This is a genomic window from Streptomyces sp. WAC03905 (assembly GCF_057371075.1).
Window position 1 is genome coordinate 3,758,662 of the sequence record NZ_JBXYDZ010000003.1, and the last position, 22,500, is coordinate 3,781,161.

Genomic DNA, 22,500 nt, shown 5'->3' on the forward strand with positions numbered 1-22,500 from the left:
GGTGGCGAACGACATGGTGACGACGGACGGGGACGGGACCGCTGACGCGGCCACCGGGCGGGACGAGCGGGACGAGCGGGACGAACGGGATGCACGGGACGAGGGAGCGGTCTCCCGGTTCGTGGAGCGGTTCGCGGCCCAGCTGACCGAGGCCGGGATGCAGCGGATGGCCGCGCGGGTCTTCGCGCAGCTGCTCGCCAGCGACGGGGGCGCGATGACCTCGGCGGAGCTGGGCGAGGCGCTCCGGATCAGTCCGGCGGCGGTCTCCGGCGCCGTGTCCTACCTGACGCAGGTCAACATGGTCAGCCGCGAACGCGAACCGGGCTCGCGACGGGACCGGTACGTCCTGCACAACGAGCTCTGGTACGAGACCTTCACCCGGCGCGACCAGGTCCTCACCCAGTGGGAGAAGACCCTGCGCGAGGGCGCGGCCGGCCTCGGCGAGGATTCGCCCGCCGGAGCGCGGGTCGCGGAGACGGCGGCGTTCTTCGAGTTCATGCAGGGCGAGATGCTGGGCCTGATGGACCGCTGGCGCGCCCACCGGGCGACGCTCGGCCTCGGCTGACCCACCGCCGCCCGGCATCGGCTAGCCCACGGCCGCCCGGCCTCGGCCGCCTCACCGGCGCTCGACCTCGGCCGCCTCACCGGCGTCGGCCTCGGCCGGTCGGCAAGCGCCGTGCCCGACGGCCGACGCCGCGGAACGGGCCGCGCCGGCCGTACCGCGCCGGCCGGGCCAGACCCAGCCGGCCCGAGTCCGGGACCCACAGGACCCCGCCCCGCGCCGGGTCACCCGCGAGCCGCACCCCCCGCACGGACGTGGCCGGCGCCCTGCGGGGCCACGGGCGCGGCGGCAGGACCCGACGGCCCAGCACCCCCAGGGTCAGGACCCCCGCGCCCTCCCCGAGGACCAGCACCGGCGCCCGCCACCCCACCCGTACGACCTCGGCCTCGTACGGGACCCAGCGCACCGCCGGGTCCCGCAGGACCCGCCGCACCCGGCGCCCGGCGCACAGCTCGCGCACCCCGAGCACCACCGGGGCGAGCAGCACCGGCAGCGCCACCGGGCGCGTGAGCACCGCCGCGACCACCGCGGGCCAGCAGAACACCGGCAGCAGGCAGAGCAGCAGCGCGTCCCGCCGCCAGTCACCCAGCGCCTCCCGCACCGCCCCCGCCGGCACCTCCGGCCCTGCCGGCACCTCCGCCCCCGCCGGCACCCCGGCCAACGCCGCAGCCGGGGCCGGCCGCGTCACCGGGGCAGGGTGAGCGTCCATGCCCCGGGGCGCAGCGTCCACGTACGCCGGCGGACCGGGCCGGCCATCGCTCCGTCGGCGCGGTAGCGGAAGTCCGCGCCGGACACCGTCACCGTCTTCGCCCGGGCCGTCACCGTCGAACCGCCGAAGCCGCCGCCCGTGCGCACCGCGACCTCCGCCGGTTCGCCGTCGCCCCACGTGCGCACCGACACGTCCGCCACGGGCTGGTCCACATCGGCCAGCAGCACCCCGTCGGCCTCCACCCGCAGCCGGTGGTGCCCGCCGCCCGCCGCGACCGGACGTACCAGCGTCCGCACCAGCGAGCGGTACGCGCTCCACACCGACGGCCCCGCCGGCCCCGGGACGCCCCGCTCCGGCCCCCGCAGCGGCGGGATCCGCAGCGCGCCGAGCACCACTCCGTCGCTGTCGTCGACCAGCAGGTCGCACAGCCGCACCGAGCCGTCCAGCACCGCCCGGGCCGCCGCGACGGCCGACTCGGGCACGCCCAGGGACCTCGCCAGCGCCAGCGACCCCACGGGTCCCACCGGCACCAGCGCCAGCGCGCCCTCGCCCAGCCCCCGCTCCCGGTGCAGCAGCCCCACGGCCCGCGCCAGGGCCCGGTCGTCACCCACGATCACCGGCTGCCGATGACCCCGGCGGGCGAGCGCCCGCGCGAATTCCTCCTGCGAATCCGGGAGGCAGATCTTCGCCGCCGCGCCCGCTGACAACACATCTTTCGCGATCCGCACGGACTCGCCGTCAAGACGGCGGGCGACCGGGTCGACGAGCACCAGCAGACCGCCTACCGGCGCGCCCGCTTCGCTCATGGCGGGCTCTGGAGCCGACACCTCGGTCCTTCCTCGGGTAGCATCTTTGTGCAAGAGGCCCTTGCGCTATTGCGCCAGGGCCTTCGTCTATTCCGGGGCAACCCGTCCGACGGCTCAGCCCGCGTACATCGTCGTACGCCCCCTGACCTTGGACATGCCCCATCCGGAAGAGGTGTACGCCTGTGCCCGCTCTTGTGCTGCTCGGAGCTCAGTGGGGTGACGAGGGCAAGGGAAAGGCCACCGACCTGCTCGGTGGATCCGTTGACTATGTAGTGCGCTACCAGGGCGGCAACAACGCCGGCCACACGGTCGTCGTCGGCGACCAGAAGTACGCGCTGCACCTTCTCCCTTCCGGCATCCTCTCCCCCGGATGCACCCCGGTCATCGGTAACGGCGTCGTCGTGGACCCGGCCGTCCTGCTCTCCGAGCTGCGCGGCCTCAACGAGCGCGGCATCGACACCTCCAAGCTGCTCATCAGCGGCAACGCGCACCTGATCACGCCGTACAACGTCACCCTCGACAAGGTCGGCGAGCGCTTCCTCGGCAAGCGCAAGATCGGCACCACCGGCCGCGGCATCGGGCCGACGTACGCGGACAAGATCAACCGCGTCGGCATCCGCGTCCAGGACCTCTACGACGAGTCGATCCTGACCCAGAAGGTCGAGGCGGCGCTGGAGGGCAAGAACCAGCTGCTGGCGAAGCTCTACAACCGTCGCGCGATCGAGGCCGGCCAGATCGTCGAGGAGATGCTCCAGTACGCGGAGCAGATCAAGCCGTACGTCGCCGACACCACCCTGATCCTCAACAACGCGCTCGACGAGAACAAGGTCGTGCTGTTCGAGGGCGGCCAGGGCACCCTGCTCGACGTCGACCACGGCACCTATCCCTTCGTCACCTCGTCGAACCCGACCGCGGGCGGCGCCTGCACCGGTACCGGCGTCGGCCCGACGAAGATCAGCCGCGTCATCGGCATCCTCAAGGCCTACACGACCCGCGTCGGCGCGGGCCCGTTCCCGACCGAGCTGTTCGACCAGGACGGCGAGGACCTGCGCCGCATCGGCGGCGAGCGCGGTGTGACCACCGGCCGTGACCGCCGCTGCGGCTGGTTCGACGCACCGATCGCACGGTACGCCACCCGCGTGAACGGCCTCACCGACTTCTTCCTCACCAAGCTGGACGTGCTGACCGGTTGGGAGCAGATCCCGGTCTGCGTCGCGTACGAGATCGACGGCAAGCGCGTCGAGGAGCTCCCCTACTCGCAGACCGACTTCCACCACGCGAAGCCGATCTACGAATACCTCCCCGGCTGGTCCGAGGACATCACCAAGGCCAAGACCTTCGAGGACCTGCCGGCGAACGCCCAGGCCTACGTCAAGGCCCTGGAGGAGATGTCGGGCGCCCCGATCTCCGCGATCGGCGTCGGCCCCGGCCGCACCGAGACGATCGAGATCAACTCGTTCCTCTAGGCGGCACCCGCAGTGCCACGGAAGGGGCGGCGCACCGTACGGTGCGCCGCCCCTTCCGCGTACGGCGGACCGTCTCTCGGCGGGCGGGGTCCGGGTGGGCGGAAATATGATGGGCACGTCCTTTCGGGCGGCGGAAGCAGGGATGGATGCACCATCGTCGGAGCCTTCCATGAGCCGGCGCCGTCCCCCTCGGGTGGCCAGCGCCGACCTGCTGAGCATGCTCGGTCGGCTGACCGCGCAGGCACGGCAGGGCGTGGAACTCCAGCAGGCCCGCGTGGAACTGGCCGAGGCCCTGCAGCGCGAAATGCTGCCCACCACACTGCCCTGCCTGCCCGGCCTGCGGACCGCGGCCCGGTACTCGCCCGCCCGGCACGGCCTGGACATCGGCGGCGACTGGTACGACGGGTTCCGGCTGCCGGAGGGGGCGCTCGCCTTCTGCATCGGCGACGTGCAGGGGCACGACGTCGACGCGGCCGCCTTCATGGGGCAGGTCCGGATCTGCCTACGGGCCGTGGCGGCCGTGGTCGTCGATCCCGGCGAGGTGCTGAGCCGCGCCAATGAGGTGCTGCTCTCGATGAACCGCGACCTCTTCGCGACCTGCAGCCTGCTCCGCTTCGACCCGGACACCTGGGAGCTGGAGAGCGCCCGGGCCGGGCACGTCCCCGCGGTGTGGGCGACCGTGGACGGCCAGTACGGCATAGCCGAGGACAACGGCGGGCTCCCGCTGAACCTGGTCCCCGGCTCGGCCTACGCGGTGACCCGGCGGCGGCTGACCGAGGCGGGATCGATCGTCCTGCTGACCGACGGCGTGGTCGAGGGCCCGAGGTTTCCGCTGGAGGTGGGGCTGGAGCGGGTCCTCAAGGTCGTCCGGGAGGCGGCGGGCACCGACCCCGCCGAGCTCGCCGCCGAGGTGATGAAGGTGGCCGACTCGACGGGCCACGCCGACGACGCGGCGGTGCTGGTCCTCAGCCACGACGCGGCCGCACCCGGCCCGGGCACCGCCCCCGCGAGCCCGGGGCCCGATCGACATGACACCCGCTAGCAGCCGGCGCTAGCGCGTGTCACGCCGTACCCGGCCCGCGGACTGTTGTCTGATGCTGTAGTGCGCACCGAGGGATGGCGACGATGGCGGCGGCCGGCCGAAGTACTCGTGCTGATCCTCGCCGTCGGCGTCGCCTACTACCTCGGGGGGCGGATCGGTCTGCGCCAGAGCGTGACCGTCGACGGGGCCCAGGTCACGCCGCTGTGGCTGCCCACCGGTGTCGCCCTGACCGCCCTGCTCTGGCTGGGCCCGCGCGTCTGGCCCGGGATCTCCCTGGGCACCTATCTCGCCATCGAACGCATCAGCGATTTCGACCTCAGCGACCTCGGCATCCTCGCGGGTAACACCCTCGCGCCGGTGTGCGCGTACCTGATGCTGCGCCGGGTGGACTTCCGCCTGGAGATGGACCGGCTGCGGGACGCGCTGGCGCTGGTCTTCCTGGGCGGTCTGCTGCCGATGCTGATCAGCGCGACGGCCGGCACCTGCACCCTCGTCCTCACCGGCGATCTGCCGTGGAACGGGTTCTGGCCGGTGTGGTCGGCCTGGTGGGTCGGGGACGCCATGGGGGTGCTCGTCCTGACCCCGCTGCTGCTCGTCCTGCGCCGGGCCCGGCTGCCCCGGGACGACTACCGGCTGGTCGAGGTGTCGGCCCTGGCGGTCACGTCCGTGGTCGTCACCCTGGTGGCCACCCGCAGCCACCTGTCGGTGCTGTTCCTCGTCTTCCCGCTGCTGATCTGGGCGGCCGTGCGCTTCCAGTTCGCCGGGAGCGCGCCGTGCGCCCTGCTGATCTCGGTCCTCGCGATCTCGGCGGCGAACGACCACGTCGGGCCCTTCGTCGACTACGGCCTGCTGGAGCTCATGGTCAACCTCCAGGCCCTCAACGGAGCGGCCGCCCTGACCGGCCTGCTGCTGTCCGCGCTCGTCACCGAGCAGAACAACGTACGGCTGCGGATCGAGCAGGTCTGCGAGGACCTCGCCGAACTGGTGGAGCACCTGGCCCCGGGCGGCAGACCGATACCCCCCGAACAGCACTGAGCGCCCCGGGCAGGCCGTCCCCCGGGGCGCTCGGCGGTGGGTCAGTTGCTCTCGTAGTAGCCGAAGATGTCGACGACGAGGTCGGTGTTGTCCCAGCCCTGGTTCCAGTAGTCGACGATGCCGTTGTTCCCGGCACCGGCCTGGACCAGGTTCGGGACGGTCCTGCCGGCCGTCCAGTTCAGGGTCGAGGCGGTCGGACGCTCCGGGAAGACCTGCTTGCCGTCCCGGTACTGGTCCCGCGTGTTCGGGTCCGGGGCGACCGACAGGAACCCCGCGCCGGCGGTGTTGGTGACCGTGGTGTTCAGCACGAAGCCGGCGATGCCGGGCTCGCCCACGGACAGCGGGTGCCAGATGTAGCCGCGGCCCTGCATCGGACCGTGCGGCCAGCGGGGATCGCGGGTGTCGAGGAGCCGGACCGACGTGATCGGCATGTAGGCGGCCTTGCTGTCGCGGCTGTAGAAGCCGACGACGTCGACGATCACGTCCGTGCCGGCCCAGGCACCGTTGCGGACGTTGATGGTGCCGTCGGGGCCGACGGGCACGATCACGGCGTTGGCGACCGTCTGGCCCGCGGTGAAGTTCAGGTTGGACGCGATCGGGGCGCTGCTGCCGCCCGGGAAGACGGACAGGTGGCCGGCCTCCTTCGGGTTGGTCACCGTCACGTTGAGCGCCACGGCCGTGATGCCCTCCGGGACGCCGCGCAGGCCGCTGATCCGGGTGCCGAAGGTCTTCTGGCCGGGCACCTGGCCGCGGCTGGTGCCGAGGCCCTCGCGGGTGTCGACGAAGCGGACCGGGGTGACGGGGGTGTAGCCGCCGGCCTCGGTCCGGGTGAAGTAGCCGGTGACGTCCGCGATCAGGTCGACCGACTGCTCGCCCCGGTTGGCCAGCTCGACGTAGCCGTTCTTGCCGACCGGCACGATGACCAGGTTCGGGACGGTCTGGCCCGCCTCGAAGTTCACGTTCGAGGTGGTCGGCCGCTCGGTGCCCTCGGCGAAGGCCGTGACGTGGCCGGCACTGGTGGTGTTGGTGACGGTCACGTTGAGGGCGACGGCGGTGATCCCCTCCGGTATCCCGCCGTTGCCGCCGACCTTCACCCGGGTCGAGCCGTACGGGGCGACCTTGCCCTGGGCCGCGCCCGTGCCGTTGCGGGTGTCGAGCAGACGGGTCGGGGCGTACGGGACGAAGTCCGAGCCGGCGGTCATGAGCTGGAACTCGTTGACGACCTCGGCCCGGTTCGCCGGGTCCGTGACGGTGACCTTGACGGTGTACTCGCCGAGTTCCGCGTAGGTGTGGCTGTTCTTCAGGACGGTCGATCCGTACGCGTCCATGCCGTCGGTGCTGCCGTCGCCCCAGTCGACGGTGACCTTCAGCGTGGAGTCCGCGCTGACGACGGTGGTCTCCAGGTCGAACGCGTGGGCCGTGGTGGCCGCGGCGTTCAGGACGAGGGCCAGGTCCGGGTTGCCGGCCGCCTGCTGGGCGGAGACCCCGCCCTTGGCGCCGGGCAGGGCCTTGCGGACGGAACGTTCCGCGGGGCTCTTGAAGGTGCTCAGGTTCGGTGCCGCGGCCTTGGCCAGGTCCACGGCGGGCGCGCTCACCCCCGGCACGGCCGGCTCCGCGGCCCGGGCGACGCCCGGGACGAAACCGACGGTGGCCGCGATGACGGCGACGGATACTACGAGACGGCGACTGCGCACCGGTCCCCCCATTTTTGAACGTGCTCAGGTCTGGATTTCAGAGTACATAGATCTCCGGCCCGGCCATCGCCAATACCCGGGCGATCGGGTGGAGTTGGCGCATTTCTGTCCCGAACTGATCACCGTGTCCGACGGGACCGGGTCCGGGACGCGGGGCGGGGCAGGACGGAGCGGAGGCGGGGCCCCGTCCGATCGTGAGATCGGACGGGGCCCCGTCGTGTCCCGCGGGGCGGCGGATCAGTACGCCTCGTAGGTCCCGAAGACGTCGACGATCAGGTCGGCGTCCTTCCAGCCCTGGTTCCAGAAGTGGAGGATGCCGTGCTCGCCGCCGCTCGCCTGAACGAGGTTGGGGACGGTCCTGCCGGCCGTCCAGTTCAGCGTGGAGACGTCCGGACGGGGCGGCACGGGTGCGTCCGGACGGTCGTTGTGCAACCACGGGAACGGGCTGGGCGCGACGGAGAGGAAACCGGCCTCGGTCGTGTTGGTCACCGTGGTGTTCAGCACGTAGGCCTCGCCGCCCCGGGCCTCGGGGCTGCCCCACTTCGCGATGTATCCGCGGGCCGGCAGGCGCCCGCCGGGCCACCAGCTGTTCGGATCCCGCGTGTCGAGCACGCGGTACGGGCCGTAGGGTCGGTAGGCCGCCTTGCCGTCCTTGGCGTAGTGGCCGACGACGTCGACCACGACGTCCGTGCCGGCCCAGGCACCGTTGAAGAAGCTGATCCGACCGTCGGGGCCGACCGGCACGATGACCGCGTTGGCCACCGTCTCCCCGGCGGCGAAGTTCAGGCTGGACGCCGTCGGGGGCTGGTCGCCACCCGGGTAGACCGAGAGGTGACCGGCCTGCTTCGGGTCGGTCACCGTCACGTTCAGCGCGACCGCCGTGGCGTTCGCGGGCACCCCCTTCAGGCCGCTGACCTGCGTGGAGAACGTGCCGCGCGAGGAGACCTGGCCCTTGGCCGCGCCGAGGCCCGCGCGGGTGTCGACGAAGCGGACCGGAGCCATCGGGGTGTAGCCGCTGGACGAGGACCGGGTGAAGTAGCCCGTGACGTCGGCGATCAGGTCGACCGTGCCCCAGCCGCCGTTGAACAGCTCCACGTAGCCGTCGGTACCGACGGGCACGATGACCAGGTTCGGGACGGACTGGCCGGCCGTGTAGTTGAGGTTCGACGTGATGGGCTGCGTGGAACCCTTGCCCGGGAACACCGTGACGTGGCCGTCGGTGGTGGTGTTGGTGACCGTGACGTTGAGCACGACCGCCCGGACGTCGGCGGGGATCTTCGCGTTCTCCGCGATCTTCACCCGGGTGCTGCCGCGGGCGGGGACCTTGCCCGCCTTCACGCCCGTTCCGTCACGCGTGTCCAGCAGCCGGGTCGGGGCGTGCGGGGTGAAGTCGGAGCCCGGGGTCAGGTACATGAACCCGTTCTCCGCCGTGACGCCGTTGACGGCGTCGGTCACCGTCACCGCCACCTGGTACTCGCCGACCTCGGCATAGGTGTGGGAGAAGACCGGCTCGGCCGAACCCCTGACGGTCTGCTTCTCGGTCTTGCCGTCGCCCCAGTCGACGACGACCTCCAGGGTGACGTCCGCACTGGTGATCCTGGGGTTCAGGTCGAGCCCGAGCGCGGTGTGGCTGGTGCCGCCGAGGCCGACGGCGAGGTCCGGGTTGCCCTCGCCGGGCGCCGCCTGCGGAGCCGCCGCCTTCCCCCCGGCAGCACCCCGGACGGTGCGGACGGTTCGGTCCGCAGGGCTGTGCCAGGTCTGGACGGCAGCCCGCTCGGCCTTCTTCCCCTCTGCCCCGGCAGGCCCGGCCGGGCCCCGCACGACGGGCGCGGTCGGCCCGTCGGCGGCCGAGGCCGTGCTCGGGACGAGCCCGAGACCCGCCGCCACGAGGGCAGCGGTCGTTACGAGTCGGCGATTGCGCACCGGCCCCCCCATTTTTGTGTGTTCTTTAATGCGAACTGATCAAGTCTTGATCAGAGTACCCAGCGCGCCGGCGATCGCCGTCATGGGTTTCCGCCCTGGCCAGCGGGGGCGTGCGGAGGGGTGGGGTCCGCTACCAGGCCAGCTGGGCGATCTCCTCCGCGACCACCGCGCAGGCGTCCGCCGCCGGGTCGATCAGGGGGAAGTGACCGACCCCGTCGAGCAGCGTCAGCCCCACCGTCTCGCCCGCCTTCGCCGCCGCCGCCACGTACGCCTCGGCCACCTGCTGCGGGACCACGATGTCGTCCCGGCCCTGGACGACGGCCGTGGCGATGCCGGTCGGCAGCAGGGACGCCGGGTCGGCGGACGGGAGCCGCTCGTCCCAGTGGGCCGCCCCGCCCAGCAGCTGCGCGCTCGCCCCGCCGCACACGCCCAGCTCCTCCGCCACCGCGAGGTCCGCGATCGGCGCCAGCGCCACCACCCCGCGCAGCATCGGCGGCGCGGGCAGCCGCCAGGGGGAGCCGTACGGGAGCACGTGCCGGGCCGCGGCCCACAGTGCGAGGTGGCCGCCCGCCGAGTGGCCGGTGACGACCACGCGGCGGACGTCGGCCTGCGGCAGGGCGGTCGCCGCGATCCGGGGGAGGGCGTCCATCGCGGCGGCGACGTCGTCGAAGGTGTCCGGCCAGCGCCCTGCGACCGGCCCCTCGGCGTGCTGGTGCGGCAGGGAACTGCCGCGCCGGTACTCGACGTTGGCCACGGCGAAACCGCGCCTTGCCAGGAAGTCCGCGAAAGGGGTCACGTGTTGCCTGTCGTAGGGCGCCCGCCACGCTCCGCCGTGCAGCAGCACCACCAGCGGGACCGGGCCGTCGCTCGTCCCGCGCGGGGCGTAGAAGTCGACGACGTGGTCGGGGTGTTCGCCGTACGCGGCCGTCGCGTCCGGGGCGACCGCCGGATGGGCGAAGGCCGAGGCGGCCTCGGCGGCGTCCCGTTCCACGGCGGCGGGGTCCGTCATCGGCTCAACCTTTCGGTAACGCGTGGGACAGCGGGGACAGATGTTCCGGTGTTCCGGCAGAGCGGGACCGTATCAGCCTGGAACACGCCGTTCCGTGCGGGGAGCGGGATGCGACGGGGCGGACGGAGCCGTGGCCCCGTCCGCCCTGCGATGTGACGTTTCGCTACCGCGTCACCCGAAAACGTGACCCAGCGTGCGCGCCGCGCGCTCCACGTCGGCGAATCCGACGTAGAGCGGGGTGAAGCCGAAGCGCAGGACGTCGGGTGCCCGGAAGTCGCCGATGACGCCCCGGGAGATGAGCTCCCCCATGACCTCACGGGCGTTCTCGGTGCGCAGCGAGACCTGGCTGCCGCGGAGTACGTGCTCGGCCGGGGTGACCGGTTCGACCAGGCCCTGCGGGACGTACGCCGCCACGCATTCGAGGAAGAAGTCGGTCAGGGCGAGGGACTTGGCGCGCACCGCCTCGACGGACACGCCGTCCCAGGCGTCGAGCGCCGCCTCCAGCGCCAGCATGGACAGGATGTCCGGGGTACCCACGCGGCCGCGGGTCGCGCCCCGCGCCGCCTCGTAGCCCGGCGTCATCGCGAAGGGGTCCGCGTGACCGTTCCAGCCGGGCAGCGGAGAGTCGAAGGCGTCCTGGTGCCGGGCGGCGATGTACAGGTACGCGGGGGCGCCGGGGCCTCCGTTGAGGTACTTGTACGTGCAGCCGACCGCCAGGTCGACGCCGTGCGCGTCGAGGCCGACGGGCAGGGCGCCCGCGGAGTGGCAGAGGTCCCACACCACGACCGCTCCGGCCGCGCGGGCCGCCGCCGTGAGGCCCGGCAGGTCGTGCAGCCGGCCGCTGCGGTAGTCGACGTGGTTGAGGAGCACCACGGCGGTGTCCGCGTCCATCGCCTCCGCCGCCCGTGAGGGGTCGACCGGGACGACGGTCAGCCCAGTCAACCGGGCCGCCGACTCGGCGATGTAGCCGTCGGTGGGGAAGGTGGCGGCGTCGACCAGCATCCTGGTCCGGCCGGGGCCCGCGAGACGGGCGCCCCCGACGAGGGCCTTGAAGAGGTTGACGCTGGTGGAGTCGCCGACGACCACCTGGCCGGCGGCGGCACCGATCAGCGGGGCGATCCTGTCGCCTATTCGCTCGGGGGCGGTCCACCAGCCGCTCTCGTCCCACGAGCGGATGAGGAGCTCGCCCCACTGCCGGGAGACGACGTCCGCGGTGGTCGCGGCGACACCGGCCGGGAGGGCTCCGAGGGAGTTGCCGTCCAGGTAGACGACTCCGTCGGGCAGGGTGAAGCGCTCGCGCAGCGTGCCCAGCGCGTCGGCGGCGTCCAGGGCGGCCGCGCGGTCACGCAGCCCGGCGGCGCGGTCCGATGAGGTCGCAGAGGTCGTGGAGGTCGTGGAGGTCGCGGAGGTCGTGGAGGTCTCAGACATGGCTGCGCGCCGTCCAGAGCTCCGGGAAGACGTTCTTGGTCGCGCGCTTCTCCAGCCAGGCCACGCCGGCGGAGCCGCCCGTGCCGGTCTTCGCGCCCATCGCCCGGCGGGTGGCGACCAGGTGGTCGTTGCGCCAGCGCCAGACCAGCTCGGCGACGTCGGTGAGGACCTCCCCGAGGCGGTGGAGGTCGAGGTTCTCGTCCGGGGCGGCGTACAGGCCGGTCCAGACGGCCTCGACCTCGGGGGAGGCCTCGTAGCGCAGCGACAGGTCGCGGTTCAGGACGGACTCCGGGACCGGCAGGCCGCGGCGGGCCAGGAGGCGCAGCACCTCGTCGTAGAGGCTGGGCTCCTGGAGGGCCTTCTCCAGCTCCGCGTGGACGCGGGGCGCGCCGCGGTGCGGGACGAGCATGGAGGCGGACTTGTCGCCGAGCAGGAACTCCATCCGGCGGTACATCGCCGACTGGAAACCGGAACCCTCGCCGAGGGCGCCGCGGTAGGCGTTGAACTGCGCAGGGGTGAGCTGGGCGAGCGGGCGCCAGGAGGAATTGAGGGCTTCCAGCTCACGAAGGGAACGTTTCAGCGCGTCCATCGCGACCGGGATGCGGTCCTCGCGCAGCGCCTTCGCCGCGGTTTCCCACTCATGGACGATGACCGTGAACCACAGCTCCATGACCTGGGTCGTCACCAGGAAGACCATCTCGCCCGGATCGTCCGAGCGGAGCTGCTGGAGGTGGGTGAGGACGTCCGCCTGGACGTAGTCCTCGTACGGGGTCGTGCCGTCGAAGTCGAGGTTCGGGGTGTCCCCGCCGACTCCGGAGGCATCAAGGGTGTTCGACATCGCTGTCTCCTCGACACGTGCTTCCGGGTAGCGGTCCGCTCCTTCCGTGAGGTGAGTGGAGCCCCGGTCCCCTGCCCGCATCATAGGACCCCGTCGCGCCGACGCTCCAGCGGGGAGTGACGCAGACCACACGGCGTGCCCGCGCGTCACTCCCCGCCGTACGGGCTCAGGCGCTCAGCGTGTCCGCGGCCGTCGGGGACGAGTCGCGCAGGAAGGTCGTGCAGCGCTCGTACTCCTCCTTCTCGCCGATCGCTCCGGCCGCGCGGGCCAGGGCGTGCAGGGCGCGCAGGAAGCCGCGGTTCGGCTCGTGCTCCCACGGGACGGGGCCGTGGCCCTTCCAGCCGGCGCGGCGCAGCGCGTCGAGACCGCGGTGGTAGCCCGTACGGGCGTACGCGTACGACTCCACCGTGCGGCCGGCGGCGTAGGCCTCGTCCGCGAGCACCGCCCAGGCGAGGGAGGAGGTGGGGTGCGCGGCCGCCACCTCGACGGCCGGGGTGCCGGCGGCGACGGCCTCGCGGCCGGGCTCGTCGGGGAGGTGGGTGGGGGCGGGGCCCCCGAGCAGGTTCTGGTGAATGGACATGCCCCCAGTCTGCCGGTTGCGGTGATCCGCGGAACCCGCCCTCCGTCCGCCCCGGGTCCGACCGGTCACCCCGACGGCGCGCTCCGGACACGTCGCGCGAGGTCCGCCCCCGGGGCGGGGCCGGTGAAGGTGGACGGCCCGGCACGGCCGGTGACGGCGGAAGGCCCGGCGCCGTCCCTGGGGGACGGGGCCGGGCCCTGTGTCGGCTGCCCGCGGCGGCGGCTACTTCAGCTTGGTACCGCTGGAGCGCAGGTTCGCGCACGCCTCGGCGACGCGCGCGGCCATGCCCGCCTCGGCGGCCTTGCCCCAGGTGCGGGGGTCGTACTTCGACTTGGTGCCGACCTCGCCGTCGACCTTCAGGACACCGGCGTAGTTGCTGAACATGTGGTCCACGACCGGGCGGGTGAAGGCGTACTGGGTGTCGGTGTCCAGGTTCATCTTCACGACGCCGTTCTCCAGCGCGGTGGCGATCTCCTCGGCCGTGGAGCCCGACCCGCCGTGGAAGACGAAGTCGAACGGCGAGGCCTTGCCGAACTTCTCGGCGACACCGGCCTGGAGGTCCTTGAGGAAGCTCGGGGCGCAGGACGACGTTGCCCGGCTTGTAGACGCCGTGGACGTTGCCGAAGGAGGCGGCCAGCAGGTAGCGGCCCTTCTCGCCCAGGCCCAGCGCCTCGGCGGTACGGATCGCGTCCTCGACGGTGGTGTACAGCTCGTCGTTGATCTCGTGGCTGACGCCGTCCTCCTCGCCGCCGGTCGGGGTGATCTCGACCTCAAGGATGATCTTCGCCGCGACGGCCTTGGCGAGCAGCTCCTGGCCGATGGCCAGGTTGTCGGCCAGGGTCTCGGCGGAGCCGTCCCACATGTGCGACTGGAAGAGCGGGTTCAGACCGCGGGCGACGCGCTCGGCGGAGATGTCCAGGAGCGGACGTACGTAGCCGTCCAGCTTGTCCTTGGGGCAGTGGTCCGTGTGCAGCGCGACGGTGACGTCGTACTTGGCGGCGACGATGTGCGCGAACTCGGCCAGGGCGACGGCGCCGGTGACCATGTCCTTGTTGTGCTGGCCACCCAGGAACTCCGCACCACCGGTGGAGATCTGGATGATGCCGTCGCTCTCGGCCTCCGCGAAGCCCCGCAGAGCGGCGTGCAGGGTCTGGGACGACGTCACGTTGATGGCCGGGTAGGCGAACTTGCCTGCCTTCGCCCGGTCGAGCATCTCGTTGTAGACCTCGGGGGTTGCGATGGGCATCTGTCCGCTCCTTGGATGTGCGGGGAGTGTGCTTATTGCGGGCCCTGACCTGGGGGCGACGTCATCGTCGCGCCTATCTTTCCAGACTCCGCGCAGGGGTCCAGCCCACCGGTCTCACGTGGTGGGCGAACGGCCCGGGATGTTTCACGTGAAACATCCCGGGCCGTTGGGAAAGGCCAGGTCAGACCGGCTTCAGGAGCGGCCGGGGACCTTCGTCCCCCGTTGTCGCTGTGGCTGGTCAGGACAGTCCGAGGTCCCCGAGGCGGTAGCCGGTGAGGTAGGGCAGGCCCGCCTCGGCGATCGCGTCGGCCGCACCGCGGTCGACGATCGTGGCGACGGCGACGACCTCACCGCCGGCCTCGCGGACGGCCTCGACGGCGGTGAGCGGGGAACCGCCGGTGGTCGAGGTGTCCTCGACCACCAGGCAGCGCTTGCCCTTCACGTCGGTGCCCTCGATACGGCGCTGCATGCCGTGCGCCTTCTGCGCCTTGCGGACGACGAAGGCGTCCAGGCGCTGACCGCGCGCGGCGGAGGCGTGCAGCATCGAGGTGGCCACCGGGTCGGCGCCGAGGGTCAGACCGCCGACGCAGTCGAAGTCGAGCTCGGCGGTGAGGTCGAGCATGACCTGGCCGACCAGCGGGGCCGCCTCTCCGTCGAGGGTGATCCGGCGCAGGTCGATGTAGTAGTCGGCCTCCCGCCCGGAGGAGAGGGTCACCTTGCCGTGCACGACGGCCTTGTCCTTGATCTGCTGCAGAAGCGCATCGCGTACGTCACTCATGCCGACGAGCTTAGGGGGTGTCACGTCGCGGGCCGTGCGAGCCGCCGCCAGGTCCAGGTCGTGGAGACCTCCAGCGGGTCCACGGGGGTGACCAGGCGCGGAGCAGTGTTGATGCCGTTCGGCGGGCCGGACTGCGGCTCGACGCAGACGGCTTCGGCCTGCTCGTCGTAGACGACCACCCACGCGGAGCGGCTGGTGACGCGCAGCTGGAGCGTGCCGGGCCAGGTGAGGGTGACGTCGACTCCGTCGGGCATGCCGAAGCAGTCGTCCCAGGGGCCGGGCCGCCGGTCGATGCGCCTGCCGGTGGGGAGGTGGTCGGCGCCGCGTTCCTCCTGCCAGGCGGGGTCGAAGGAGAGCTCCACGTCCTGGCCGCCGAGGTTGCGCAGGAACCAGGGGTGCCAGCCGGCCTGGGCCGGGAAGGAGTCCCCGTACGTCTCGACGCCCATGGTGAGGGTCAGCGAGTCCTCGGCGAGGGTGACGACCTGGGTGACCCGGCCGGGGGTCGGCCACGGGTGGACGAGGTCGTAGGTGAAGGCGGCCTCGGTCGCGGTGGCGCCTGCCGGGCGCCAGCGCGCGTCGCGGCCGAAGCCGTGGAGGGCGTGCGGCGGATGGTCCAGGGGCATCTGGTGCACGGTCGCACCGTCGTGGAACCGGCCGTCCTTCATGCGGCCGCACCACGGGACCATCGGAAAGGATCCGTAGCGCGGTCCCTGGCGCAGCAGTTCCGTCCCGTCGATGCGCAGACTGCTGATCCGGCAGCCGTTCTCCTGGTCGACCGTCACCTCGGCGCCGCCGGCGCTCAGTTGCGTACTCATGCGGTCGACCCTAGGGGGTGTCGTCGATCAGGCGGGTCCGCGGGCGGAGGACCGGGTCAGCGGCGACGCCGCAGGGCCCTGCCGATGACGACGGCCGAGGCGAGCGCGAGGGCGGCGGCCGGGGCGATCCAGCGCAGGCTGTCGCCGGTGGCGGTTGCGGCCTGCGCGGGCACCGGGGCGTACCGGCCGCGCGGGGGCGCGTGGTCCACCTCCTCGGCGCTCCGGCCGATCATGGTGCGGCGGGCGTGGGCGGCCTCGGCCGGGGGCCGCGGAGCCCCGTTGGCGCCGAGGTCCTCGAACCCGCCGGCCAGGAACGGGTCCAGGGCGGGGTCCAGGGACGGCGGCGGCACCTCGGTCTCGAAGACCGTGGCGCTGACCTCGGTGACGTCGTCGTCGGACTCCGCCGGACCGTCGCCCCCGGCGGCCTCGGCCTCGGCGACGGGGTCGCTGAGCGCGGACCCGGCGGCGAGCTGGCGGGCGGCCCGGTCGAGGAGCCTGCGCAGGGCGGTGTCCGCGGCGTCGGGGTCGAAGGCGGCCGCGCGGCCGTCGGCGGTGGCACGGCCGGTGAAGTCCAGCCGGGTCCCGCCGGGAGCCGGGGTCAGCCGCAGGCCGAGGGAGAACGTCACGGTGCCGCTGCCGCGCACCTCGGCGCCCTCACCCTCGAAGGTGAAGTGGTCGGGCGCCCCTTCGGTGACGGCCGCGGATCCCCGGTAGGTCACGGTGCTCCCGCCCGCCCGCACCTTCAGCCGCCCGGAGAGCGGCCCGGCGCCGGTGTCGGCGTCCTGCTGGAGTCCCGGTACGCACCGGGCCACCAGGGCGGGGTCGCGCAGCACGGCGCGGAGGTCGTCTGCCGGTACCGGGACGAACACCTGATGCTCCATGCGGTCGAGCCTACGGCCTGGACCGCACCGGGTCACGAATACCGCGGATGCGGCAGCGTCGACGGCGGAAGTCCGCCCACCCGGGTGCGTTCGGCGTCGCGCGCCGCGTCCTGCAGGGAGCCCGTCGACAGCGAGCGCAGCACCGGCGTCTCGCCGTCCACGCGCAGCCGGGGCTCCTGGTCGCGGGCGGCCAGGACGAAGCCCCAGTCCCGCGGCGGCGCGCCGGTCCCGCCGAGGGGGGAGCGGTCGGGTCCGGCGGCGAAGCCGGTGAGGCGGCCGCCCGCGCTGTAGGGGGCGGTGTGCAGGCCGGCGGCGCGGAGGGTGGAGTCGACGGTCCAGTACGTACGGGGGCGCGTGGCCAGCGGTCCGGCGTGCACGGCCATCCGGCCGCCGGGGGCCAGGGCCCGGGCGGCCAGTCCGTAGAACTCCTGCGAGTACAGCTTCGTGCTGGGGGTGATGCCCGGGTCGGGGAGGTCGGACACGATCACGTCGAAGCGGTCGTCCGCGGCGGGTCCGCGCAGCCAGTGGAAGGCGTCGTCGGTGACGACGGCCAGGCGCGGGTCGGCGTACACCCCGGCGTTGAGGGCGGAGAGCATGGGGTCGGTGCGGGCGAGCCGGACCACCCCGGGGTCGACCTCGACGACGGTGACGGAGGCGACGTCCCGGTAGCGGAGCACTTCGCGGGCGGCGAGACCGTCGCCGCCGCCGAGGACGAGGACGCGGGCGTGCGGGCCGGTCATCGCAGGGTGGACCAGGGCCTCGTGGTAGCGGTACTCGTCGTAGCCGCTGACCCGCAGCCGTCCGTCGAGGTACAGGTCGAGGGAGCGCGGGGAGCCGGTCGGCGGGCCGGTGAGGACCAGTTCCTGCACGCCGGTCTGCACGGCGACGCGCACCTCGGAGCCGTAGACGGCGCGCCGGGCGACCCGCTCGAAGTCGTCGGCGAGGAGGGTCGCGGAGGCCAGCGCGACCAGGACGGTGAGGTTCGCGGCGACGAGCAGCCAGCGGCAGCGCGGGGTCAGGTCGCGGCGGAAGAGCCACAGGACGAGGCCGCCGCCGACGACGGCGTTGACGGTTCCGGTGAGCATGGCGCCGGTGAGCTGGCCGAGCATCGGCAGCAGCAGGAACGGGAAGGCGAGACCGCCGACGAGGGCGCCCACGTAGTCGGCGGCGAACAGGTCCGCGACGGCGCCGCCCGCGTCCTGCCTGCGGATCCGCTGGATGAGGACCATCAGCAGCGGGATCTCCGCGCCGATGAGCATGCCGATCGCGAAGGAGAAGGCGACGAGCGCCGGGCGGGACTCCCCGAGCCAGGCGAAACTCGCGTACAGCGCTATGGCGGAGAGCCCGCCGAGGAGGGCGAGTCCGGCCTCGATGACGCCGAAGCCGAGGGCCGGCCGGTGCCGGAAGCGTTTGGCGAGCAGGGAGCCGACGCCCATGGCGAAGACCATGACGGACAGCACCACCGACGCCTGGGTGACGGAGTCGCCGATGAGGTAGGTGCCCAGGGCGAGCAGCTCCAGCTCGTACACGAGCCCGCAGGCGGCGCAGACGAACACGGTGGCCAGGACCAGGAGTCGGCCGGTCCGGGGCCGTACGGGCAGGGCGGCCGTGACGGTCTCGGCGCCTCCCGGCTCCGGAGCCGGGAGAACCCGGCGCGGGACGGAACGGTCGATCATGAAGCGAACCGTACGTCACCGCCCACTCGCATCCGGTCACCCACATGGGTGCAACTGGTGCACCGATTGGGCCAGTTGGCGTAACCACATCGCACCCCGCACCGCGACGCGCCGGTCGGCCGCACACCGGCGCACGCGGCCGGCCGCACACCGGCGCGCGGTGGGCCGCACACCGACGGGCGGTGGGCCGCACACCGTCCCGTCGGGCCCTCCTCGCCCGGACGGCCTACAGCAGGGCGGGCGATTCGAGTGCGGGCGCCGGGGCGCCCACCCGCACCCCGATCCGCGTCCGCGTGGCCACCAACTGCCCCTCCTGCGGGTACGCGTGCCAGGTGCGCCACCGCACCTGGCCCTCGTAGCGCTGGGCGAGCATGGCGGTGAAGGCGTGCGGGCTCCCGGGGAACGTCCCCGCTAGCCCGTTCGGGTGGTCGGCCACCAGGGCGAGCAGCTCCTGGGCCCGCCCCGCGAAGGATCCCCGGGACAGGGTCTCGACCCGCGCGGCGAACTCGTACTCCCAGTCGCCCACCCGCTTCGCCACGCCGAGCGGCAGCGGCGTACTGCTGCCGGGCATGCAGGCGACCGTCTCCGAACAGAGCACGTCCTTCTCCTCCAGCAGAACCTGATGGGAGGCCCCGAGCAGGCGCAACTCGACCTTCGCACCCGAAAGTTCGAGGTTCAGCACGGCCAGGGCGGGCAGCCGGTCCCGACCCAGGGCCCAGGCGAGATCGGCGGCACGCGTGTCGGTGTATGAGGTCTGGAGGGTCGTGAGCATGAGTCGGCTCCGCAAACGCGCGAGGGAGATGGGCCGGGGCCCGCCAGCGGTAGCAAGCACGGGTGGGGGGACACCGGCACGGGTCCACAGGAAGTCCAGGGAGGTCCGAGGACTGGTCTACTCAACCGAGGGAATCATGAAAGGCACGGCACTCACAGCGTTTTTACCCAACTTGACGGGGTTTACATCCCCCCGGGGGCTCGGCAGTTCACGTGTTCAACCCGTTGCGTCCCGCGCGTCGGCATGCATGGAGAACGCCCGGGGCGTCCGACGGGAAACGGCCCGTCGGACGCCCCGGTCAGGACGGCGTCGGCTGCCCCGTGTCAGCTGCCGCCGCCACACCCCCCGCCCCCGCCCCCGCAGGAGGAGGACGAACCGCAGGAGGAGGACGAACCGCACGAGGACGACGAACCGCAGCCCCCCGACGAGCCGGAGTCCCCCGCCCACCAGCTGCCCCTGCCGCTGCGGCGGCGCCGCTGCCGGCGCGGGCGCGAAACGTGCGCCGTCCTGGACCGGACGAGCCGGCTCCACAGGAAGACGATCCCCAGACACAGCACGAGCACGACCAAGACGAACTCCATGTCCGCCCCTCTCTCACGCCCCGGTCCTCCCGGGGAGCGGGATCCCCGCGTCCCGCGTGGGGTGGGGATTCCCACGGCCCGCACGGCCCAAAGCACACTTGAGCAAGTCCAGAGGTTGCCCGCAGGATGACGCCCATGAGCGCACCCGTGAGCAGCGACCGCCCCTTCCTCAACCGCCGCCTGGCACCCTTCGGCACGACGATCTTCGCGGAGATGTCGGCACTGGCCGCGCGCACCGGGTCGATCAACCTCGGCCAGGGCTTCCCCGACACCGACGGCCCCGCACAGATCGCCGAGGCGGCCTCCCGCGCGGTCCTCACCGGGCTCGGCAACCAGTACCCGCCCGGGCCCGGCGTCCCCGAGCTGCGCGCCGCGATCGCCTCGCACCAGCAGCGCTTCTACGGCCTCTCGTACGACCCCGACAGCGAGGTGCTGGTCACCGCGGGCGCCACCGAGGCCATCGCCGCCTCCCTCCTCGCCCTCCTGGAGCCCGGTGACGAGGTCATCGCGCTCGAACCGTTCTACGACTCCTACGCCGCCTGCATCGCGATGGCCGGCGCCACCCGCGTCCCCGTCACCCTGCGCCCGCACGGCGGGACCTTCGCCCTCGACCTGGACGAGCTGCGCGCCGCCGTCACCCCGCGCACCCGGCTGCTCCTGCTGAACACCCCGCACAACCCGACGGGCACCGTCCTCACCGCGGACGAGCTCACGGCGATCGCCGCGCTCGCGGTCGAGCGCGACCTGCTGGTCGTCACGGACGAGGTGTACGAGCACCTGGTCTTCGAGGGCTCCCACACCCCGCTGGCGGGCTTCCCCGGCATGCGCGGGCGCACGGTCACCATCAGCAGTGCGGGCAAGACGTTCTCGTTCACCGGGTGGAAGGTCGGCTGGATCACCGCGCCGCCGGAGCTCGTCTCCGCGGTCCGCTCGGCCAAGCAGTTCCTCACCTACGTCTCCTCCGGCCCCTTCCAGTACGCCGTCGCGGAGGCCCTGCAGCTGCCGGACACCTACTACGAAGCCTTCCGCGCCGACCTCGCCGCCAAGCGCGACATCCTCGCCGACGGCCTCGCGGCGGCCGGCTTCGAGGTCTTCCGCCCGGAGGGCACCTACTTCATCACCACCGACATCACGCCCCTCGGCGAGAAGGACGGCCTCGCCTTCTGCCGCGCCCTGCCCGAGCGGTGCGGGGTCGTCGCCATCCCCAACCAGGTCTTCTACGACGACAAGGCCGCCGGCGCAACCCAGGTGCGCTGGGCGTTCTGCAAGAGGACCGATGTCCTCCGGGAGGCCGCCGACCGGCTGCGCCGCCTCTGATCCGGACCCCGGTGGCCCCGCCCGTCACGGGCGCGGCCCTCGTCCCCCGGCGGCGTGCCCGATTTCACCGGAGCTTCCGGAGCCATTCACCCACGGTGGGGCGCGGGGCCGCTTAGGGTGCCCGAGGCTCCTCCTGGTCCGGATGGGCGTCCTCACGCAGCGCAGGAAGTCGGGGTAGATGACGGCGACGGGCAGTGCGTCTGTTTTCGTGCGGCCGCGGGACGTCAGGGCCGTCGGCGTGCCCACCGCCGCGCTCGCGCTCGGCGTGTTCGCCGCGGTCCGTGTCACCGGAGCCGCCGTGCTGGCCCTCGCCGCGTGGTGGGCCGGGCGCAGCCCCGTACGGGTGCTGGGGCACTCCTGGGACTCCGTCTGGTACCTCGCCATCGCCCGGCACGGCTACGGCCGTACCCAGATGTGGCCCGCCACCGGGCTGGTGCAGAGCGACTACGCCTTCTTCCCGCTGTACCCGGTGCTGGTACGGCTCTCCGGCGGTGGCGAATGGGGCGCGCTGCTGATCGCCTGGACCGCGGCCGCGGTCGCCGCCGTCGGCGTGTACCGGGTCGGTGAGCTGGTGGCCGGACGGCGCGTCGCGCTACTGCTGGTCGCGCTGTGGGCGGTGGTCCCGCACGCGGTGGTGCTCACCCTCGCCTACACCGAACCGCTGCTGGTCGCCCTCGCCGCCTGGTCGCTGTACGCGCTGCTGCGCGAGCGCTGGCTGCTCGCCGCGTCGCTGGCCCTGGTCGCGGGGCTGACCCGGCCCACCGGGATCGCGGTCGCCGCGGCCGTGTCCGTCACGGCCGCGCACGCCCTGCTCGTGCGAAGATCCCGGGCGCCCGGGGTGTGGGCGGCCGGGCTGCTGGCCCCGGCGGGCTGGCTGGCGTACGTGGCGGCCGTCGGGGTGCGCCGGCACGACGTGGCGGGTTACTTCACCGTGCAGCGCCAGTGGGGCTCCCGCTTCGACGGGGGCGGCTACGTGCTGTCGGCCCTCTGGCGGGTGCTGAGCGGCGGCCCGGTGGCGCTCGCCACCGGCGTCACCGCGGTGCTGCTGGGGGCGGCCCTGCTGCTGGCGGTGCTGCTGCTGGTCCACCGCCCGCCGCTGCCGCTGCTCGTCTACACCGCGGTCCTGCTGGTGATCACCCTGGGCGGGGCCGGCTACTTCGAGTCGAAGCCGCGGTTCCTGCTCCCGGCGTTCCCGCTGCTGCTGCCGCTGGCCGCCGCGATGGCACGAGCCCGGCCGCGCTCCGCGGTCGTGGTGACCGCGGGGCTGGCCGGGCTCAGTTACGCCTACGGGGTCTACCTCCTGGTCTTCGCCAAGACGCCCCCGTGAGGAAGGGACCGCGGG

At 73.0% G+C, this 22,500-nt stretch carries 19 protein-coding genes and 1 pseudogene; 6 read left to right on the forward strand and 14 right to left on the reverse strand.

What is annotated here, in order from left to right; all coding sequences use genetic code 11:
* The first annotated feature begins 1 nt into the window (after window position 1).
* The gene (locus tag AC2RP6_RS19415; RefSeq protein ID WP_486447338.1) at window positions 2-565 is read left to right on the forward strand and encodes a GbsR/MarR family transcriptional regulator; all 564 of its coding nucleotides are present in this window, start codon (window positions 2-4) and stop codon (window positions 563-565) included.
* 76 nt (window positions 566-641) lie between these two features.
* Here AC2RP6_RS19415 and AC2RP6_RS19420 read toward each other — a convergent pair whose 3' ends face one another.
* Window positions 642-1,250 carry a hypothetical protein gene (locus tag AC2RP6_RS19420; RefSeq protein WP_486447339.1) on the reverse strand — a complete coding sequence of 203 codons (609 nt, stop codon included), beginning with the start codon at window positions 1,248-1,250 and terminating at the stop codon, window positions 642-644.
* Entirely contained in the window at window positions 1,247-2,077 is an 831-nt protein-coding gene (locus AC2RP6_RS19425) for a diacylglycerol kinase family protein (RefSeq protein ID WP_486450382.1), read from the reverse strand. Before AC2RP6_RS19425 ends, AC2RP6_RS19420 begins: the two co-directional genes overlap by 4 nt.
* 182 nt (window positions 2,078-2,259) lie before the next feature.
* Here AC2RP6_RS19425 and AC2RP6_RS19430 point away from each other — a divergent pair, with 182 nt between their 5' ends.
* The 3 genes from AC2RP6_RS19430 (at window position 2,260) to AC2RP6_RS19440 (ending at window position 5,620) form a co-directional block, all read left to right on the forward strand.
* Window positions 2,260-3,543, forward strand: a complete 1,284-nt coding sequence (locus tag AC2RP6_RS19430; protein ID WP_486447340.1) for an adenylosuccinate synthase — start codon at window positions 2,260-2,262, stop codon at window positions 3,541-3,543.
* Window positions 3,544-3,712: 169 nt separating this feature from the next.
* Window positions 3,713-4,585 carry a PP2C family protein-serine/threonine phosphatase gene (locus AC2RP6_RS19435; RefSeq protein WP_486447341.1) on the forward strand — a complete coding sequence of 291 codons (873 nt, stop codon included), beginning with the start codon at window positions 3,713-3,715 and terminating at the stop codon, window positions 4,583-4,585.
* Between the two features lie 60 nt (window positions 4,586-4,645).
* Window positions 4,646-5,620: an MASE1 domain-containing protein gene (locus AC2RP6_RS19440; protein ID WP_486447342.1), complete on the forward strand. Its 975-nt coding sequence runs from the start codon at window positions 4,646-4,648 to the stop codon at window positions 5,618-5,620.
* Between the two features lie 41 nt (window positions 5,621-5,661).
* On the opposite strand, the gene AC2RP6_RS19445 is transcribed toward AC2RP6_RS19440, so the two are convergent.
* From AC2RP6_RS19445 to AC2RP6_RS19500, 12 genes and pseudogenes are all read right to left on the reverse strand, one after another.
* Window positions 5,662-7,314 carry a PKD domain-containing protein gene (locus AC2RP6_RS19445; RefSeq protein WP_486447343.1) on the reverse strand — a complete coding sequence of 551 codons (1,653 nt, stop codon included), beginning with the start codon at window positions 7,312-7,314 and terminating at the stop codon, window positions 5,662-5,664.
* Window positions 7,315-7,551: 237 nt separating this feature from the next.
* Window positions 7,552-9,237 carry a PKD domain-containing protein gene (locus AC2RP6_RS19450; protein WP_486447344.1) on the reverse strand — a complete coding sequence of 562 codons (1,686 nt, stop codon included), beginning with the start codon at window positions 9,235-9,237 and terminating at the stop codon, window positions 7,552-7,554.
* A gap of 130 nt (window positions 9,238-9,367) precedes the next feature.
* Window positions 9,368-10,246: an alpha/beta hydrolase family protein gene (locus tag AC2RP6_RS19455; protein ID WP_486447345.1), complete on the reverse strand. Its 879-nt coding sequence runs from the start codon at window positions 10,244-10,246 to the stop codon at window positions 9,368-9,370.
* Between the two features lie 171 nt (window positions 10,247-10,417).
* On the reverse strand, window positions 10,418-11,674 hold the full coding sequence (gene kynU, locus AC2RP6_RS19460; protein ID WP_486447346.1) for a kynureninase: 1,257 nt from the start codon (window positions 11,672-11,674) through the stop codon (window positions 10,418-10,420).
* On the reverse strand, window positions 11,667-12,512 hold the full coding sequence (locus AC2RP6_RS19465; RefSeq protein WP_486447347.1) for a tryptophan 2,3-dioxygenase family protein: 846 nt from the start codon (window positions 12,510-12,512) through the stop codon (window positions 11,667-11,669). Before AC2RP6_RS19465 ends, kynU begins: the two co-directional genes overlap by 8 nt.
* A 166-nt stretch (window positions 12,513-12,678) precedes the next feature.
* Window positions 12,679-13,092 carry a DUF3151 domain-containing protein gene (locus AC2RP6_RS19470; RefSeq protein WP_486447348.1) on the reverse strand — a complete coding sequence of 138 codons (414 nt, stop codon included), beginning with the start codon at window positions 13,090-13,092 and terminating at the stop codon, window positions 12,679-12,681.
* 222 nt (window positions 13,093-13,314) lie between these two features.
* Window positions 13,315-14,338, reverse strand: a pseudogene (fbaA, locus tag AC2RP6_RS19475) (class II fructose-bisphosphate aldolase).
* Window positions 14,339-14,576: 238 nt separating this feature from the next.
* The gene (gene pyrE / locus AC2RP6_RS19480) at window positions 14,577-15,116 is read right to left on the reverse strand and encodes an orotate phosphoribosyltransferase (protein WP_486447349.1); all 540 of its coding nucleotides are present in this window, start codon (window positions 15,114-15,116) and stop codon (window positions 14,577-14,579) included.
* Between the two features lie 20 nt (window positions 15,117-15,136).
* Window positions 15,137-15,931: an aldose epimerase family protein gene (locus tag AC2RP6_RS19485; protein WP_486447350.1), complete on the reverse strand. Its 795-nt coding sequence runs from the start codon at window positions 15,929-15,931 to the stop codon at window positions 15,137-15,139.
* A 56-nt stretch (window positions 15,932-15,987) separates the two neighbouring features.
* Window positions 15,988-16,812: an SRPBCC family protein gene (locus AC2RP6_RS19490; protein WP_486447351.1), complete on the reverse strand. Its 825-nt coding sequence runs from the start codon at window positions 16,810-16,812 to the stop codon at window positions 15,988-15,990.
* A 32-nt stretch (window positions 16,813-16,844) separates the two neighbouring features.
* Window positions 16,845-18,488, reverse strand: a complete 1,644-nt coding sequence (locus AC2RP6_RS19495; RefSeq protein ID WP_486447352.1) for a polyamine aminopropyltransferase — start codon at window positions 18,486-18,488, stop codon at window positions 16,845-16,847.
* 226 nt (window positions 18,489-18,714) lie between these two features.
* Window positions 18,715-19,260, reverse strand: a complete 546-nt coding sequence (locus AC2RP6_RS19500) for a DUF2617 family protein (protein WP_486447353.1) — start codon at window positions 19,258-19,260, stop codon at window positions 18,715-18,717.
* Window positions 19,261-19,967: 707 nt separating this feature from the next.
* Here AC2RP6_RS19500 and AC2RP6_RS19505 point away from each other — a divergent pair.
* Window positions 19,968-21,158, forward strand: a complete 1,191-nt coding sequence (locus AC2RP6_RS19505; RefSeq protein WP_486447354.1) for a pyridoxal phosphate-dependent aminotransferase — start codon at window positions 19,968-19,970, stop codon at window positions 21,156-21,158.
* A 178-nt stretch (window positions 21,159-21,336) separates the two neighbouring features.
* Entirely contained in the window at window positions 21,337-22,485 is a 1,149-nt protein-coding gene (locus AC2RP6_RS19510) for a hypothetical protein (RefSeq protein ID WP_486447355.1), read from the forward strand.
* Window positions 22,486-22,500: the final 15 nt, after the last annotated feature.